The following is a 15221-nucleotide window of genomic DNA, read 5'->3' as shown; positions in this document are numbered from 1 at the left end:
TTTTTTGTATTGCTACTTGTCTTGCTGTTCGTGTTGCTGTTGGTGGCCCTGCTCGTGGCTCCCGCGTGAGCGCCGGGGAAAGCCCGCGTGATCTTCACGCACCCGACCGGATCCCAGGCGCCGCACGGGTTTCGGGCCGCTGTCAGTGGCGCAGGTCATGATAGGGATCGACGGTCGTGCGACCGGATGGCGGTTGTGGTGCGTGGGGAGGTGCATGGTGTGACGGCGGTGGACTGCGACGTGCTCGTGATCGGGGGCGGGATCGTCGGCCTGTCGACGGCGTATGCGATCACGCGCGCCGCGCCCGGCACCCGCGTGACCGTGCTGGAGAAGGAGGCGGGCCCGGCCCGCCACCAGACCGGGCGGAACAGCGGGGTGATCCACAGCGGGATCTACTACCGGCCGGGCTCGCTCAAGGCGCGGTTCGCGGTGCGCGGCGCGGCGGAGATGGTGAAGTTCTGCGCCGAGTACGGCATCGCCCACGAGGTGACGGGCAAGCTCATCGTCGCCACGGAGCGCTCCGAGCTGCCGCGGCTCCACGCCCTCGTCCAGCGCGGCCGGGAGAACGGGATCCCGGTCCGCGAGCTGGGCCCCGCCCAGATAGCTGAGTACGAGCCGTGGGTGCGCGGCCTCGCCGCGATCCACGTCGGCACGACGGGCGTGTGCGACTTCGGCGCGGTCGCGGCGCAACTGGCCCGGCTCGCGCGGGACGCGGGCGCGTCCGTGCGGTACGGGGCGGGCGTGACCCGCATCGGGCGGCGCCCGACTGCGGTCGCGGTCCGCACGGCGGACGGCACGGTGCTGCGGGCGCGGGCCCTGGTCAACTGCGCCGGGCTCCAGTGCGACGCGATCGCCCGGCTCGCCGGCGACGACCCCGGTATGCGGATCGTCCCCTTCCGCGGTGAGTACTACGAGCTGACGCCGTCCCGTACGTCGCTGGTCAACGGCCTGGTCTACCCGGTGCCCGACCCCGCGTTCCCCTTCCTCGGCGTCCATCTGACCCGCGGCATCGACGGCGGCGTCCACATCGGCCCCAACGCGGTGCCCGCCCTCGCCCGCGAGGGATACGCCTGGCGCACCGTGCGCCCCCGCGAGCTGGCCGGGACGCTGGCGTACCCGGGCTCCTGGCGGATAGCCCGCCGCCACTGGCGGTACGGGGCGGGCGAGCTGCGCCGGTCCCTCTCCAAGCGCGCCTTCACCGACGCCGTCCGCCGGCTGCTGCCGGACGTGACGCCCGACGACCTGATAGCCGCCCCGGCCGGAGTGCGCGCCCAGGCGGTGCTGCCGGACGGCACGCTCGTGGACGACTTCCTCATCTCGGAGTCCCCCCGCGTCGTCCACGTCCTCAACGCCCCCTCCCCCGCCGCCACCGCCTCCCTCCCGATCGGTCGGGAGGTGGCGCGGCGGGTGCTGGAGGCGCTGTGAGCGGCCTCACGCCCTCCGCCGCCGGGTAGCGGCGGCTGGGGCGACATTCCCGCCCTCGGGTCCCAGGCCCACACCGGGCAGACCGGCCACGACGGGTTGCCGCGCCCGCCTCGGCCCCGGCCGGGGCCCGGCACCGGCCGGGGCCCGGGGCGCAGCCCCAGCCCGTACGCCGGGGGCGGCCGCCCCGTCGCGGCCCCACGCCCGCGCCGGTGGCAGGCCCCCGCCCGTAGAATCGGAAGCACTGTGTCCGAGAACTCCACCGCCCCCGATTCCCACGCGGAGCGCGACCGCACCGTGCCCGGCCCCGCCCGCGACCGCTCCGAGCCGCGGTTCCCCGGCGGGCCCGCCGCCGATCCGGCCGGGTCCCACCACGAGCGCCGCATCCGCTCCTTCCGCCCCCGCCGCGGCCGGGTGACCGTCGGCCAGGACGAGGCGCTGCGCCGCCTGTGGCCGCAGTGGGGGCTGGACATCGACGGGCTGAACCCCCTCGACCTCGGCAAGCTCTTCGACGACCCCGACCTCCCCGTCGTCCTGGAGATCGGCTTCGGCATGGGCGAGGCCACCGCGCAGATGGCCGCCGCCGACCCCGGCACCGGCATCCTCGCCGTCGACGTCCACACCCCCGGCCAGGGCAATCTGCTCGCCCTCGCCGAGCGCGACGGACTGTCCAACGTCCGGGTGGCCAACGGCGACGCGATCATCCTGCTGCGCGAGATGCTGGCACCCGCCGCCCTCTCCGGGCTGCGCGTCTACTTCCCGGACCCCTGGCCCAAGAAGCGGCACCACAAACGCCGCCTCCTCCAGCCCGAGTTCGTCGAACTGGCCGCCACCCGGCTGCGCCCCGGCGCGCTGCTGCACTGCGCGACCGACTGGCAGCCGTACGCGGAACAGATGCTGGAGGTCCTGACCGCCAGCCCGTCCTTCGACAACACCCAGCCGGACGGCGGCTACACCCCGCGCCCGGAGTTCCGCCCGCTCACCAAGTTCGAGTCCCAGGGCCTGGACAAGGGGCATATCGTCCACGACCTGGTCTTCCGCCGCAACAAGGCATAACGCCCCTACGCGGATGGGAACAATCACGCAGTCGGCCACACCCCCGTTCGTTAAGGTCGGTTGAGTGCACCAGTCCCCGTCCCCCCACCAGCCGCCCGATCCCCCGGTCACGCCGTACGACCAGCAACCGTGGTTCGACGGCACGGCCGCTCCGGGAGGCTGGCCGCAGCCGGGATACCCGACGCATGCCGGGCACCCGGGACACCCGGGGCCATGGGGCAGGACCGGCCGTCTCAGCCGCCTCTGGGACAACAAGGCGCTGCGCGCCACCGCGCTCATCGGACTGCTGTCGCTCTCCGGCCTGGTCATCCTCGCCCTCGTACGCGAGCAGACCGGCACCAAGGGCTTCCTGGTGGGGCTCGGCCTCGCCGTACTGCCCGTACCGCTGATCATCTCGGTCTTCCGCTGGCTGGACCGCGTCGACCCGAAACCCTGGCGGAACCTGATCTTCGCCTTCGCCTGGGGCGCGTGCGCCGCGACGCTCGTCGCGCTCATCGCGAACGGCTTCGCGACCGAATGGCTCATGACGACCGTCGCCGACTCGTCGTCCCCGGGCGGCCGGGCCGACGCCGACACCTGGGGCGCCACGTTCGTCGCCCCGTTCGTGGAGGAGAGCGCCAAGGCGGCCGCCGTGCTCCTCCTCTTCGTGTTCCGACGACGCGACTTCAACGGGATCGTGGACGGCGTCGTCGTCGCCGGAATCACCGCCACCGGATTCGCCTTCACCGAGAACATCCTCTACCTCGGCTCCGCCTTCGTCAGCGACCAGGAGTTCGGCTACTCGGGCATTCAGTCCACCACCGCCGCGACCTTCTTCATCCGCGGCGTGATGTCCCCCTTCGCGCACCCCCTGTTCACCTCCATGACCGGCGTCGGCTTCGGCCTGGCCGCCGCGGCCGCCCAACACCAGCGCGCCCGCCGCATCCTGCTGCCCATCGCGGCGCTGCTGGCCGCGATGGTCCTGCACGGCCTCTGGAACGGCTCGTCCACCCTCGGCGGCTACGGCTTCATCATCGTCTACGCCGCGTTCATGGTCCCCGTCTTCGGCCTGCTGACCTGGCTCACCGTCTGGTCCCGCCACGTCGAGCTGCGCACCGTGCGCGAGCAGCTCACCACCTACCAGGCGGCCGGGTGGCTCACCCCGCCCGAGCCCATCGCGCTGTCCTCGATGCGCGCCCGCGGCATCGCCCGCGACCTCGCCCGCCGCACCCAGGGCGCGGCGGCGGCCCGCACGGTCGGCGAGTACATCGCCTCCGCGACCTCCCTCGCCTTCCTCCGCCGCCGCGCCCACCGGGGCACGGCGGGCCCGGACTTCACCACCCGCGAACGGGAGCTCCTCGACGCCCTGTGGGAACGCCGCGAAACCGCCCAGCCGGCCCTGGCCCACGCGGCCCTCTCCCTCCCCCTCCCCTACCCGGGCCCACCCCAGGGCCCGCTCCCCCCGCCGTACTGGTCCCCGCCGCCGTACGGGGGCTACGGGTACGGCTATGGCTACGGCTCCCCCTCCTACGGTTACGGCTACGGCGCCCCCCAGCCACCCCAGGCCCACCAGGCCCCGCACCCGACGTACGCCTTCCAACCGTCGTACGCCCCGGCTCCCATCCATTACGGCCCCGCCGACCCGCAGCATCGCGGATAACCCATCCCGGCATGCCGGGGCGGTTACCAACAGGGGAACGTCACGGTCCGGAGAGCCGTGCGGCAGCCCCTGCAATGTGCTCTGAAGACGGAAGATGTACAGCGCCGAACTTCGTCGCCGGAGAGAGTTCAATCGTGTCGAACTCGAAAGGTGGCAGTACGTCTGTGAGCAACCGCTCGGGAGGCATCTTCCGCCCCGCAGCGTCCCCTTGGCGGAACTTCTTGTTTCCAACGCGCAAGCTGACAACCTTGTCGTCCACCCACGCGTCTACGCGGAACAGAGCGTCGGCTAGAGGATGCACTCTCAGGTCGATGCCCATGCTGCGCAACTGCACAACGGTATAGACCTCCCGCAAGAAGCTGTAGTAGGCGTTACCGACTCGCCAGCGCATCGCATCCCGGACGAGTTGTTCGGAGATCCCTCGATCCGCGACCTCCCACACCTTGGCCTTGGCAGGGTCCCCCAGCATCTTCAGCCCCAGCGGATGGCTGTAGGCATACGCCCGGAAGTCCTGGTAGGCGGGCAAGCACTGCATCTGTTCCATGCATACGTGGAACATGTGCGTGAACGCGAAGTCGGGGTGCCAGTCCACTATGGCTGCGACCTTCTCACCGTCCGAGCGCTTCACCTGCCCCAGAGCATGCTCCGTGCGTCGGCACACCGCCTCGACTTCTGCTGTGGTCAGTTCATACACCAGCTTCGTCTGGTGCTTCATGACGATTGGTGCAACGTCCGCCCGCCGCGGATCACGCTCCCAATTGGCGTAGATTTCCTGAGTGCGCGGAGATACGCAGAACCGTTGCAGCACGTCATCAGAGGTCGTCCGAGCCATGCCCCCCCCACTCTCACGGCGAGTGAACAACTCACCTCGTCCGATCGTTAGTTGCCACATAGACAACCCTCGCGAACACTTCCAGTCAATCATCGGACACGACGAGCGACGTGGTCACGACAAGTAGGTAAGCATGTCCTTCTGGTAAACACAGGACTCGTGCATGACTCTGCTGTGCCGCCACATACAAGGAGACAACACGTGCAACTCTTTGACCTGCCCGGTCCTCAGCCTGGAGTATGCGACGACCCCGAGCTGATGCTCGTACGACAGCACCTGCTGGCCTGCGATCCTGACGGGCACCGGTTCGCGAGAGTGCTACGGGACACGATCGACCAGCTACTCGACGGTGAGCACACCGGCCGATTCGACTGGAGCGACCTGCACAAGACGGAGAAGACTCACGCGGGCACGCTCGTAGAGATCAATCTCCAGCGCGAGTTCCGCTTCGGCGACGGCCAGGACATGGACTACCTGATCGAAGGGATCGAGGTCGACTGCAAGTTCTCGCAGAAGCTGTACGGCTGGATGATCCCTCCCGAGGCCCTCGGAGAGATCTGCCTCGTCGTCTGGGCAAACGACCAGCAGAGCCAGTGGAGCGCGGGGCTGTTCCGCGCCGACCGGGAGAAGCTCACCATGAGTGGCACCGTTACGAAGAAGGGCAACCGTGACGGGAAGTTCAGCCTAACTAAGCAGCACCACTCCCTGGTCACCTGGCTATGGGACAGGAAGCCACTACAGGAAAACCTGCTTCTCCATATTCCCGCGGAGACCCAGCAAGCCATCCTCAACGCAGTTAACCGGTCCCGCAAGCCATCAGGCCAGGCGCGGGTGTCCGAACTCTTCCGGCTCATACAGCAACGCCCTGTGAGCCGAGCCGTCGTACGGACCCTGGCGCAGCAGAAGGACTACATGAAGCGTGTGCGCTACAACGGCGGTGCCCGCACCGTACTTCAACCCGAAGGCATCGTGATCTTCGGGGACTACCCCAACCATCAAACCGCGGCGGCCCAGCTCGGCATCCCCGTACCGCAGGAGGGGGAGTTCGTCAGCACACGGCTCTCGAAGGCTCAACCCCATCACGGGGACCGCCCCCGCGCTTTCATGGACGGCGACTACTGGGTAGTGGCAGACGACTCTGACCCCGAAGAGGCAGCTCCCCTACTCCCCGAGACGAAGAAGGCGTCTGAGGACTGAGTAGTGTCGAGGGTGGAGGCATGCGATGGCGACAGAGACACCTTGGACCCCACCGGACGGCTCATGGGCGTCGTCTGAATCCAGACGACGGAACATGCAGGCGATCCGGAGCCGCGACACGAAGCCGGAAAAGCTCATCCGGCGACTGGTCCATGCCCAAGGTCTTCGCTACCGCGTGTCAGCCAAGCCCCTCCCCGGCCTTCGCCGGACGGCTGACATGGTCTTCCGTCCGGCGAAGGTCGCAGTATTCATCGACGGCTGCTATTGGCACGGCTGCCCCGAGCACTACGTGCCGCCGAAAACCAACCCGGGCTACTGGTCCGGAAAGGTAGCGGGGAACGTCGCACGGGACAGAGATACTGATCAACGCCTCGCGGAGGCAGGCTGGACCGTGCTCCGCTTCTGGGAGCATGAGTCAGCTGACAGCTGCGCACTCGCGATCGCCGCTACCGTCACTGAGCTCCGAACCGAGCGGGGCTGACGGGGCCGGGATCTCGAACAGGGCGTCGCTCTGGGCCGCTGCCAGGGCTTTCGTGCCCTTCTCAAGTGCAGTGATGATCTGTTCGCCCACTGCCTGAGCAACGGGCGGCGGGAAGGCGTTGCCCACCTGCCGGTAGGCGGCCGTCTTGCGGCCCGCGAACTTCCAGTCCGTCGGGAACCCCTGAATAATCGCGGCTTGGCTCACCGTAAGCTTGGGGCCCCGATCCGCGAAGAGATCACGTTCGGGATCCTTAAGGTCTTCGGGCTCGTTCGCAACGCCCAGGCCGCACACCCCGAGCTTGCGCCAGGCTTCCTTGGCGCGGGTCGGCCCGAGATCAGCGCCACCATGCTTCTTGGATCCGCCCACGAGTGTCGGGGCGACGGATCCCTTCCGGGCCTCCCTGAGCCAGCGCTTATAGGCGCTCTTCCCACGGGGGTCGCCACTGCGGTCGTAGCGCTTACGCATGGAAGGTGCGAGGGCCTCCGCCATGGTGAGGAGCGGACGCGTCTCCGGCTCAGTCCACTCGAAGTATTCCGCGTACTCCTTGAGCATCGCGACAAGGATGGCGCGGGGACGGAGCTGCGGCACCCCGTAGTCGCGGGCTTCCAAGACCTTCCAGTAGCACTTCACGTAGCCCGCCTCGCGCAGACGGTGCTCGATGTCATCGCGATAGCGGCTGAACTTTTCGGGAGGTTCCAGCAGGCCCCGGACGTTCTCAATCATCACAGCCTTGGGGCGCAAGGTCTCCACCATACGCAGCATCTCAGGGAACAAGTCACGCTCGTCGTCCTCCCCCAGCTGCTTGCCTGCCGCAGAAAATGGTGGGCAGGGCACGCCTCCCGCCAGGAGGTCCAGCTCACCCTCCTTCAGACCCAGCTCGTCTACCTTGAACTTCGTAAGGTCTCGCTTGAGAACCTTGCAGCCGTCCCACTCCGGGTTGCCTGTCACGTTCAACTCAAGGGTGGCGCAGGCATAGTCATCGATCTCGATCAAGGCCAGGTGCTGGAACCCAGCCTTGTGTAGACCGACCGCCTGGCCTCCAGCACCGGCGCAGATCTCCACTGAGGTGAACTTTGACTCAGTGCGAGTCATGCACCCTCCTTCCAAAGCTTGCAACGACAGGCACCATATGCAACCTGTCCAACACAGAGGGTGACAGACCCCACTGACACTGTGACTCGCCAAGTGTGCCGGACAACCTCGCCCCACTCCGTCCGCCCCAAAAACATCACAGCGAACACTCATACGATATTGTCTATGTGCCCTATGCGAAGCCCTGCATGGACCCGGGACGAACTGCTTCTGGCCTGCGTACTCGTCGTCGAGAACGACTGGCACGAGCTGCGTGAAAGCGACCCGCGGACACAGGAGCTGTCCAGACTGCTCCGCTCGCTCCCCTTGCACGGCGACGCGGTCAAGAGCGTGCCCGCCTTCCGATCTGTCGGCAGCGTCAGCCGCAAGACCAGTGACCTGGCTACGAACCACCCCGCATACCAGGGAAAGTCCACCAGGTGTGGCCGTCTGGACCGAGAGGTGATCGCCGACTTCATCTCCCAGCCTTCGAGAATGGCCAACGCAGCCAGGGCAATCTCGGACGGCATGCGCTCTGGCGAACTCCAGGGGATCCCCAAGCAGGCAGATGAGGAAGCTGAGGACGGTACCGTCGGCGCCGAAGGCCGTCTCCTCGCGCGATGGACGATCTCGCGTGAGCGCGACCCCAAACTCCGCCAGCGCAAGATCGACAGCGTGCGGCGCCTCGGCCAGCCCTTGACGTGCGAGGTCTGCGACTTCCACTTCGGCCGCTTCTACGGAGTGATCGGCGAGGGCTACATAGAAGTGCACCATCTGCTGCCCCTCCACATATCCGGGCCGCGGGAAACCAAGCTGGACGACCTTGCTCTCCTGTGCTCCAACTGCCATCGCATGTGCCACAGGGGCCGACCCGGCGAATCATGGCGCACTCCCACCGCCCTCCGCACCGAGATCCGGAAAGCAGCCGGGTAAGCACGCTCGGTCGGCCCCGCGACTCTCGCGGCTATGCCGCCTGCGCCGCAGCCTCGAAGTGGGTCTGGGCTCGGTCGAGGATGTCGTCGAGGTCGAGGCCCTGTGCGGTCAACCAGTGCAGCAGGTCCAAGATCAGGCTGGTCGCCGAGTCCTCCAGTACGGGGCGGTGGGTGAGCCTCGCGGTCGGGCTGCCGACCGCGAGGCCGTACGTCTCCATCACGGTCGTCGCGCGCTGGATGCGGCGGCGGGTTTCGTCCGGGGGCAGCGGTAGCTCGCACCAGATCGCTTTGCCGGCCGTCGTGCGGATCGTGCCCCAAGAAGGGGACAGGGCCGCGAGGAGTTGCAGGCCGCGGCCGGATTCCTCGTCGCAGGTCGGACTGAGGCGCTGAGGTTCCTTGCCGCTCTTGTCGTGCAGCTCCACACGGAGCTGGTCCGCGCCGACGTCGAGGACGAGGGTGGCGGCGGAGCCCTGGCCCACGTGTTTGATCACGTTCGACGCCAGCTCCGTGGTGATCAGCTCCGCCTCGTCGGCCAGGGCTGACATTCCCCAAGCGGCGAATTCGGCTCTGACGGCCCAGCGGAGGCCCGCCAGTTGAGGGGCTTCGGCCGTGAGGGGGAGAACACATCGGCGTGGTGGGGGTTCGGTGACTGCGTAGCGGTACATGGCCACACTCCCTTGGGCGCTACGAACAGGGCTGCGCCAAGCCGTGTCCGTACGGCTGCGCTGCGTAGCCTCACTGCTGCGAGTATGGCACTGAGAAATCTCACTATGTAACTTCTCATGGAATCTCGAACGGGTGAATCCGGTGGTTCGCCAACTTCGCCCGGTCCTAGCCTTGTTGCCGCTGGCTTCGTCGTTCACCGCCAGCTCCAGAGGAAGAGGTAGCTGTCATGCCAGCGCGGACCACTACTCGTCGCCGTCAGCTCGGCGTCATGATGCGCAAGTTCCGGGCCCGCAAGGGGATGACGCTGGAGGAGGCCGGGCGGCTCGTCGGCGTATCGAAGGCGACCGTCAGCCGGTACGAGACGCAGGAAGGGCCCGTGAAGTGGCCCATCGTGGATGCACTGTGCCGGGAGTACGGGGCGAGCGAGGCGGAGCGGAAGGCTGTCGTCGCGATGGCCAAGGACACAAAGCGGCAGGGGTGGTGGACCTCGTTCGCGGACTCGCTTCCGGAGACTCTGAATCTGCTGTTCACGCTGGAGGACGAGGCGGTCCGCGAGGATCACTTCGCCTGCCTGTACGTGCCGGGGCTTCTGCAGACGCGTGGCTACACGGAAGCGGTGCAGCACGCTTCCGAGATGCGGTTGTCCGCGGAGGAGGTCGAGCGCCTCGTCGACATCCGCATGAAGCGGCAGGAGATCCTGAGCCGACCGAAGCCGCCCCACCTGTGGGCCATCCTCGACGAATCGGTGATCCGGCGGGCGGTCGGCTCGCGCGAGGTGATGCGGGAGCAGCTGGACTATCTGCTGCGGGCCAACGAGTCGCCCGACATCACGCTCCAGGTGCTGCCGTTCGCGAAGGGCGCGCACTCGGCAGCCATGGGGAGCTTCGTGGTCCTGGGTGGCGCGGAGCCCTCGCTGGACGTCGTGTACGTGGACATCCATGTCGGCTCGCTCTTCATGGAGAAGGACGAGGAACTGGAGCGCTACCGGCTCGCGTTCGACTACCTTCGCGCTCAGGCGCTGGACATGGCCTCGTCCTCTGCCCTCATCGAACGCGTCCGCGAGGAGATCTGATGCGCGAGCCCTGCATATCCGAGAGAGGTTGGTTCAAGTCCTCTTACAGCGGTGCTGGCAACACCGAGTGCGTGGAGACTACCTTCACGTCCGAATGCATCGCGGTGCGAGATTCCAAGGCCACAGACGGCCCTGTCCTGCGCTTCAGCCGCATAGCCTGGAGCACATTTCTCACTGCCGCACGCAAGGGCCATTGGGGTAAACCCGACTAGCGTATTCACCTTGTACCGCTATAACACCCGCCCCGCCGCTCCCCTCCAGGGAAACGTTGGAAGCACATCATCTTGCTAGAAAGTAGCCGAGGAGGAACTACTACCCAAATGCGACAGGAGAGCCCTTATGTCAGCCATGTCCATCCCCCATGACGCTTCGTCTTCCTCTGGGTCAGCCAGTTGACGGACTGACGGATCATCCAAAATCGTTCCCATGAAATCCAGCTTTGCCGCGAGACGGTCCTTTACAACTTCATCAATAGTGCCCTCGGCAACAAGTACAGTTATGCGGGTTTTCGTGTCAGGAGCAAGTCCAAGCCGATGGATCCTGTCCAGACTTTGCAAGAAACGTCCTGCCGCAAAGTCCCTATCCACGTAGATAGCGTCGTGACAGACATGATGCAGACTTATCCCCTCGCCCAACGTGGCCGGATTAGAAAGCAACACCATACAGTCCGCATCATGCCTGAAACGCTGGATCTGCTCTTCTCGGTCAGTGCTACCGCCATGGACGATCGCTGGCTGAAACCTACCAAGCGCACGCTCCAGCGAAGTCAGGTTGCGAACGAACGTTGACCACACGAGCGTCTTACGCCCAACCGCTGCATTATTCCTAACAGTCTCAAAGACCGCTTCATATTTCGGCGAGAGCTCATACCGCTGGAGCTCACGCATCAGCCTAAACAATGAGCCACCTTCGGGTGCCTCCAATGGAGGCACATAGAACGGCAACGGCTCGTATCGGGTACCTCCCTCAGCCAGCAAAGCGGGACTCGTACTTGCCATCATGAGGTAGACGAGCACCTTCCCCAGTTTGGCAAACTGCTCCTGTTCTACTGATCCGCGATCAGCAAGGCGGTCGGTAAGCGCGGTGTAGAGTTTTCGGTGTTCCGGCGGCAACTCGACGGATCTGAACCGGAAATCTACCGGGGGCAGTCCGAGTTCGCTCTTGGTTGTGCGAGTGAACAGGGGACGCAAGACCTGGCTGGCGTAGACGAGATCACCCCCTCCAACTGCTCGGTCAACTGCGCGTCGTCCGTGCCCTGGCCAGACAAACGAGAGCAGACTCTCCAGGTCCTTTGCTCCATTCGGCGCCGGCGTACCCGTCATAATGAGCCTGTGACGAGCCAGCGGGCCAAGCGCCATACAGGCCGCCCCGTATGTTCCGCGCACTCCCAACTTCATTCTGTGCGCCTCGTCCAATACCAGCAGGCTCGGAGCAGCACTCAACCAGTTTGCCAACGTCGTAAGCGAACGGTTTAGCCGCTCATAATTGACCAATAGCACCTCGGCGTCGAGATCCGATCCCTTCTCCATGACCTGGATTCTCAGCGGTTCCGAGAAGCACAGCGCGGACTCATCTTTCCACGCTTCGTAGGCCGATTTAGGACTGACAACCAGCAGCCGGCTCACGTGCCCGGACTCCCGAAGTGCGGAATACACCGCCATAGCCGTACGTGTCTTCCCAGCACCTGGGACGCTGAAATTTGCACCGTGCGTCAGAGACAACAGCTTGGCAACGTCACGAGCCTGAAAATCGGTCAACGGCGCATGCCAGTCGCCCCCCAGACGACCGTGGACATCCTCCGGGCGAACCTCACCATGCACCTCCTGTCCCTGTTCGCCTGCCTTTAGACGTTGCTCTACGGCCTGGGCATCCCGTACGGAACCCTCAGCGAGAGACTGGAGGTCGGGAGCAAACCTCACGCTTTGTGGCTCGGGCCAAGTGTTGAGCACCATGAGGTTTGCAAGAAATTCCTCAAGGTCTACTTCTGCGGCAAATTGACCGCGCTGGCTGCCACTGCCAAAACGGGCGGTCAGTCGGACCAGCTGCTCCTGGCAATCAGGAGTCGCTCTCAAGACCGCTTTGGTGCGCGTTTCGTCAAAGCCAATCTTGAGGACGGACCCGGCAGGGTGAGTCACGACTTCCTCCGAGAGACGGCCTCGGTCAGCCAAGTGACACCCTCTCCTGGACTGGCGTTGCCTCGAGATGCCTGTTGCGCGAGTTTCGCCAGACTTTCTCGCAATCGGACCACGGCTTCATCAAACCTCTCCTCATCGAGACTCCTTGTAGAACGAGCCTGCACCAAGTCTGAGACGCTCTGATTGATGGCCGCGCAGGCATCATCCAGTCGCTCTGCTGCGGTTTGTTGAACCTTTCGAAGCCGGTCATCACGGTCCGCAAGATCAAGCGCCCTTCGCATGCTCTTTCGTGCGCTCACCACTACCTTCCGCGCAGCCTCAACTTTTTCACTCGGCAAGTGGCCTGAAACCTCGACTGCCTTGGCCTTCAGGATTCGATCCGTGATCCCCTTTGCTGTGGCCACCGCGTCCGACGGTGCAGCAATTGTCACGTTGAGACCTGCGATTGCGACTGGCGAAGGCGATTCTGCCGCACTCGGCTTCAGTTCCACAGAAAGAGAATCTTCCAGATATTTACTTTGAAATTCGTCAGAAATGAGCCGAGTTCGCGTCTTGGCGAAATCTAGAATGATTGCAGAAATTCTATTCTCTTTGATTTTCTCCGCACTATCTTGACTTGCCGCTGCAGCTTTAACGTAATGGCGGTGAAGTTCCTTCAGGTTCTCTTGGTGCCCTTCGAAGTCCACCAACCTGAGTTGCGCACCTTCCGTCGTGCGACTCCTGTCGATCATCTCCCGGATCACTTCGATAATCCAACGCTCCTGGAAGAACGTCTTTTTATGGACATGGAAATCCCGGGCGATATCTTCAGGAGCACGCCCCATCAATGCCTGCTCTTCCATGGCAAGCAGCCGGTTAATATACGAGTAATCCCGACGCTTGTCCGGCCGCAGTTGCAGCGTGAGCTCGACGGCATTAATGTCGTCCCAAGTAAAAGAAGCAGGAAGTACACCCACTCGAATCGAGGTCCGCTTCAGTTCCTTTAGAGCAGCAGCCCTGGTATTCCCGTTAACAATGATTCCCTCACGGGTAATCAACCCGGGCTCCTGCTGTCCCACACTGTGGAGACTTTCCTTCAACGCGTCGAAGTCAGGATCATGCTCATCTGGGTTGGCTGGCTTGCCCAGCAAAAGGTAATGAAGATAATCCTGACTTTCCGGAGTCCAAGGGTCGGCACTCAACGCCTCTTCGCGGTCAGGCTTATGGCTACGCTGAGCCCTCACTCTGTGCGTAGCAGGGTTGTAGTAGAGGTCGCGCAGCGGAACCTCCACCACGCCAACGTGGAGAGGCTTATTGTTCCACTCAACGGTGACAGTTTCTGAAATGCCACCGGCTTCCTTTGCTTCATCAAGACGTCGGGTAATCAACTCCCGATTCCCATTAGCCCGGGGCGGCTGAGGATAGATACGCATCTATTTACCTCTCCTTCAACGGTCACAGAGGTTAGCTGAAAACTGCAACTGGTCGGACTTCACGCATTCCTCTATTGGAAGGCAGTCGCCTCACCTGTGTACATCAATTGCTTCTTGTACCGCTTGCCGAGATTCCGCCGGCAACATGCGGTACTCCCCCCAAAGACGCTCCATCGCACTGAAATCACGGTGATCATCTGCCACCCACTGGGCAAAATGCTCCTGTTCGATCAGGCTTAGTCGCGAGATCTCGCCGAGCAATCTTTCCAGATCAGTCTGGCCACCACGTCCCCCGACCCGGCACCTACGGCATTCGGTCACCAGCTGAACTTCGGTTCGCCCTCCGGGCATACGGACTTCGCGCCGGGCAATGTCGATCTGTGCCGTCTCCAGCCCTCCGTCGTACGACTCGCCCCCGGCGATGCCGCAGACCCGGCACAAGTAACTGTCTCCAGCGATGACTTCACGCCGGCGGTTTGCCGAGACGACCGAGTTCTTGAGTTTCGCTTGACCCGGCTTCCAGACCTCTGTCCCCATCTCAACAAACCGCTGCTCATTGGGGTTCAACGTGACATCGTCGCGATTGGTATCGATACGCCAGCCTCGGTCACGCAGGTCCCGCATACGGCGGTCGATCTGTGATGTCTCCGGAAAGGCCTCACGCAGCTCAGTCTTCGTGAAGATCTGACCCACACCGACTTCTGCGAGCAACCACAGCGCGCACCGCACCATGGTGCCCCTGCTCTCGTCCCGCCACGAAGGCAGTTGCTCAGCACTCACCTTGTCCACCTTCCGGTCTTGAGAGTCGAGGTTGACGAGCCGTCACCCGGCCCGGCCCTACTACCTCGAGTGCGCACCTCGTCTACACCACTGAGCCCGACCGTACGTCAGCGGGCGCGTCAGAAATGATCTTTGCGGCCAAGTGCAAACAGGTTTCACACCGCTCGGGGGTGTGAAGTGCAAACGCAACCAGCTCACTTGAGTCACATCGGTCTAGAGACCCCGAAGTGTCGGTCCCATGGATCAGACTGGTTCGACTGATTCCCAGGCGAGCAGGATCGAGCAGGAAGGTGACCGCCGATGCCGATAGCCGATCAAGTAAAGGGGGGGTTCTGGGATGGCAGCAGCCCTGCCAGACGCCGCTTCGCGACCAGTTTCAACAGCGTGATCGACTCACTGCCTGTCCAGAAGCAGTTGGCCAAGGCCTGTAGCGCTGGTCTCAGGCCCAGCACTCTCTCCTGTTATCGGCACGCTCGCAGGGTTCCGAGTGCGCAGAGGCTTGTCGAGATCTACGAGGCCGTCCAGC

General features: G+C 64.4%; 14 protein-coding genes. 8 read left to right on the top strand and 6 right to left on the bottom strand.

Translation table 11 applies throughout. The annotated features are described in order from the left end of the window. Window positions 1-219 precede the first annotated feature (219 nt). The 3 genes from lhgO (at window position 220) to ACH4SI_RS14590 (ending at window position 4117) form a co-directional block, all read left to right on the top strand. Window positions 220-1425 carry an L-2-hydroxyglutarate oxidase gene (lhgO, locus tag ACH4SI_RS14600; RefSeq protein ID WP_398296038.1) on the top strand — a complete coding sequence of 402 codons (1206 nt, stop codon included), beginning with the start codon at window positions 220-222 and terminating at the stop codon, window positions 1423-1425. A 243-nt stretch (window positions 1426-1668) separates the two neighbouring features. Further along, window positions 1669-2478 carry a tRNA (guanosine(46)-N7)-methyltransferase TrmB gene (gene trmB, locus ACH4SI_RS14595; RefSeq protein WP_398296037.1) on the top strand — a complete coding sequence of 270 codons (810 nt, stop codon included), beginning with the start codon at window positions 1669-1671 and terminating at the stop codon, window positions 2476-2478. A gap of 64 nt (window positions 2479-2542) precedes the next feature. Next, entirely contained in the window at window positions 2543-4117 is a 1575-nt protein-coding gene (locus ACH4SI_RS14590; protein ID WP_398296036.1) for a PrsW family intramembrane metalloprotease, read from the top strand. 40 nt (window positions 4118-4157) lie between these two features. Here the strand turns inward: ACH4SI_RS14590 and ACH4SI_RS14585 are convergent, their stop codons facing one another. Beyond that, window positions 4158-4949 (bottom strand): hypothetical protein, encoded by a 792-nt coding sequence (locus ACH4SI_RS14585; protein ID WP_398296035.1) that lies wholly within the window; start codon window positions 4947-4949, stop codon window positions 4158-4160. A gap of 201 nt (window positions 4950-5150) precedes the next feature. Here ACH4SI_RS14585 and ACH4SI_RS14580 point away from each other — a divergent pair, with 201 nt between their 5' ends. Both ACH4SI_RS14580 and ACH4SI_RS14575 read left to right on the top strand, forming a co-directional pair. Next, window positions 5151-6146 carry a NaeI family type II restriction endonuclease gene (locus tag ACH4SI_RS14580; RefSeq protein WP_398296033.1) on the top strand — a complete coding sequence of 332 codons (996 nt, stop codon included), beginning with the start codon at window positions 5151-5153 and terminating at the stop codon, window positions 6144-6146. Window positions 6147-6171: 25 nt separating this feature from the next. Then, window positions 6172-6627: a very short patch repair endonuclease gene (locus ACH4SI_RS14575; RefSeq protein WP_398296032.1), complete on the top strand. Its 456-nt coding sequence runs from the start codon at window positions 6172-6174 to the stop codon at window positions 6625-6627. Here ACH4SI_RS14575 and ACH4SI_RS14570 read toward each other — a convergent pair. Further along, the gene (locus ACH4SI_RS14570; protein WP_398296030.1) at window positions 6562-7719 is read right to left on the bottom strand and encodes a DNA cytosine methyltransferase; all 1158 of its coding nucleotides are present in this window, start codon (window positions 7717-7719) and stop codon (window positions 6562-6564) included. The two genes, ACH4SI_RS14575 and ACH4SI_RS14570, sit on opposite strands and share 66 nt — an antisense overlap. A 174-nt stretch (window positions 7720-7893) precedes the next feature. On the opposite strand from ACH4SI_RS14570, the gene ACH4SI_RS14565 reads away from it, so the two are divergent. Beyond that, window positions 7894-8631, top strand: coding sequence for an HNH endonuclease (locus tag ACH4SI_RS14565; protein ID WP_398296029.1), 738 nt, complete (start codon window positions 7894-7896; stop codon window positions 8629-8631). Between the two features lie 31 nt (window positions 8632-8662). Here ACH4SI_RS14565 and ACH4SI_RS14560 read toward each other — a convergent pair whose 3' ends face one another. Beyond that, window positions 8663-9175, bottom strand: coding sequence for an ATP-binding protein (locus tag ACH4SI_RS14560; protein ID WP_398296028.1), 513 nt, complete (start codon window positions 9173-9175; stop codon window positions 8663-8665). A gap of 347 nt (window positions 9176-9522) precedes the next feature. Here ACH4SI_RS14560 and ACH4SI_RS14555 point away from each other — a divergent pair, with 347 nt between their 5' ends. After that, complete coding sequence (locus tag ACH4SI_RS14555) at window positions 9523-10368, top strand: helix-turn-helix domain-containing protein (RefSeq protein WP_398296027.1); 846 nt, start codon at window positions 9523-9525, stop codon at window positions 10366-10368. Further along, entirely contained in the window at window positions 10368-10580 is a 213-nt protein-coding gene (locus tag ACH4SI_RS14550) for a DUF397 domain-containing protein (RefSeq protein ID WP_398296026.1), read from the top strand. Before ACH4SI_RS14555 ends, ACH4SI_RS14550 begins: the two co-directional genes overlap by 1 nt. Window positions 10581-10655: 75 nt before the next feature. Here ACH4SI_RS14550 and ACH4SI_RS14545 read toward each other — a convergent pair whose 3' ends face one another. The 3 genes from ACH4SI_RS14545 to ACH4SI_RS14535 all read right to left on the bottom strand — a co-directional run bounded on the left by ACH4SI_RS14545 (window position 10656) and on the right by ACH4SI_RS14535 (window position 14695). Then, the gene (locus ACH4SI_RS14545) at window positions 10656-12503 is read right to left on the bottom strand and encodes a DEAD/DEAH box helicase (protein WP_398296025.1); all 1848 of its coding nucleotides are present in this window, start codon (window positions 12501-12503) and stop codon (window positions 10656-10658) included. Then, the gene (locus ACH4SI_RS14540) at window positions 12500-13915 is read right to left on the bottom strand and encodes a transcriptional regulator (RefSeq protein WP_398296024.1); all 1416 of its coding nucleotides are present in this window, start codon (window positions 13913-13915) and stop codon (window positions 12500-12502) included. Before ACH4SI_RS14540 ends, ACH4SI_RS14545 begins: the two co-directional genes overlap by 4 nt. A gap of 90 nt (window positions 13916-14005) precedes the next feature. Beyond that, window positions 14006-14695, bottom strand: a complete 690-nt coding sequence (locus tag ACH4SI_RS14535; protein WP_398296023.1) for a hypothetical protein — start codon at window positions 14693-14695, stop codon at window positions 14006-14008. Between the last annotated feature and the right edge of the window lie 526 nt (window positions 14696-15221).

Source organism: Streptomyces sp. NPDC021212 (assembly GCF_044332925.1).
GTDB lineage: Bacteria > Actinomycetota > Actinomycetes > Streptomycetales > Streptomycetaceae > Streptomyces.
This window is presented reverse-complemented; position numbering and strand designations above follow the sequence as displayed.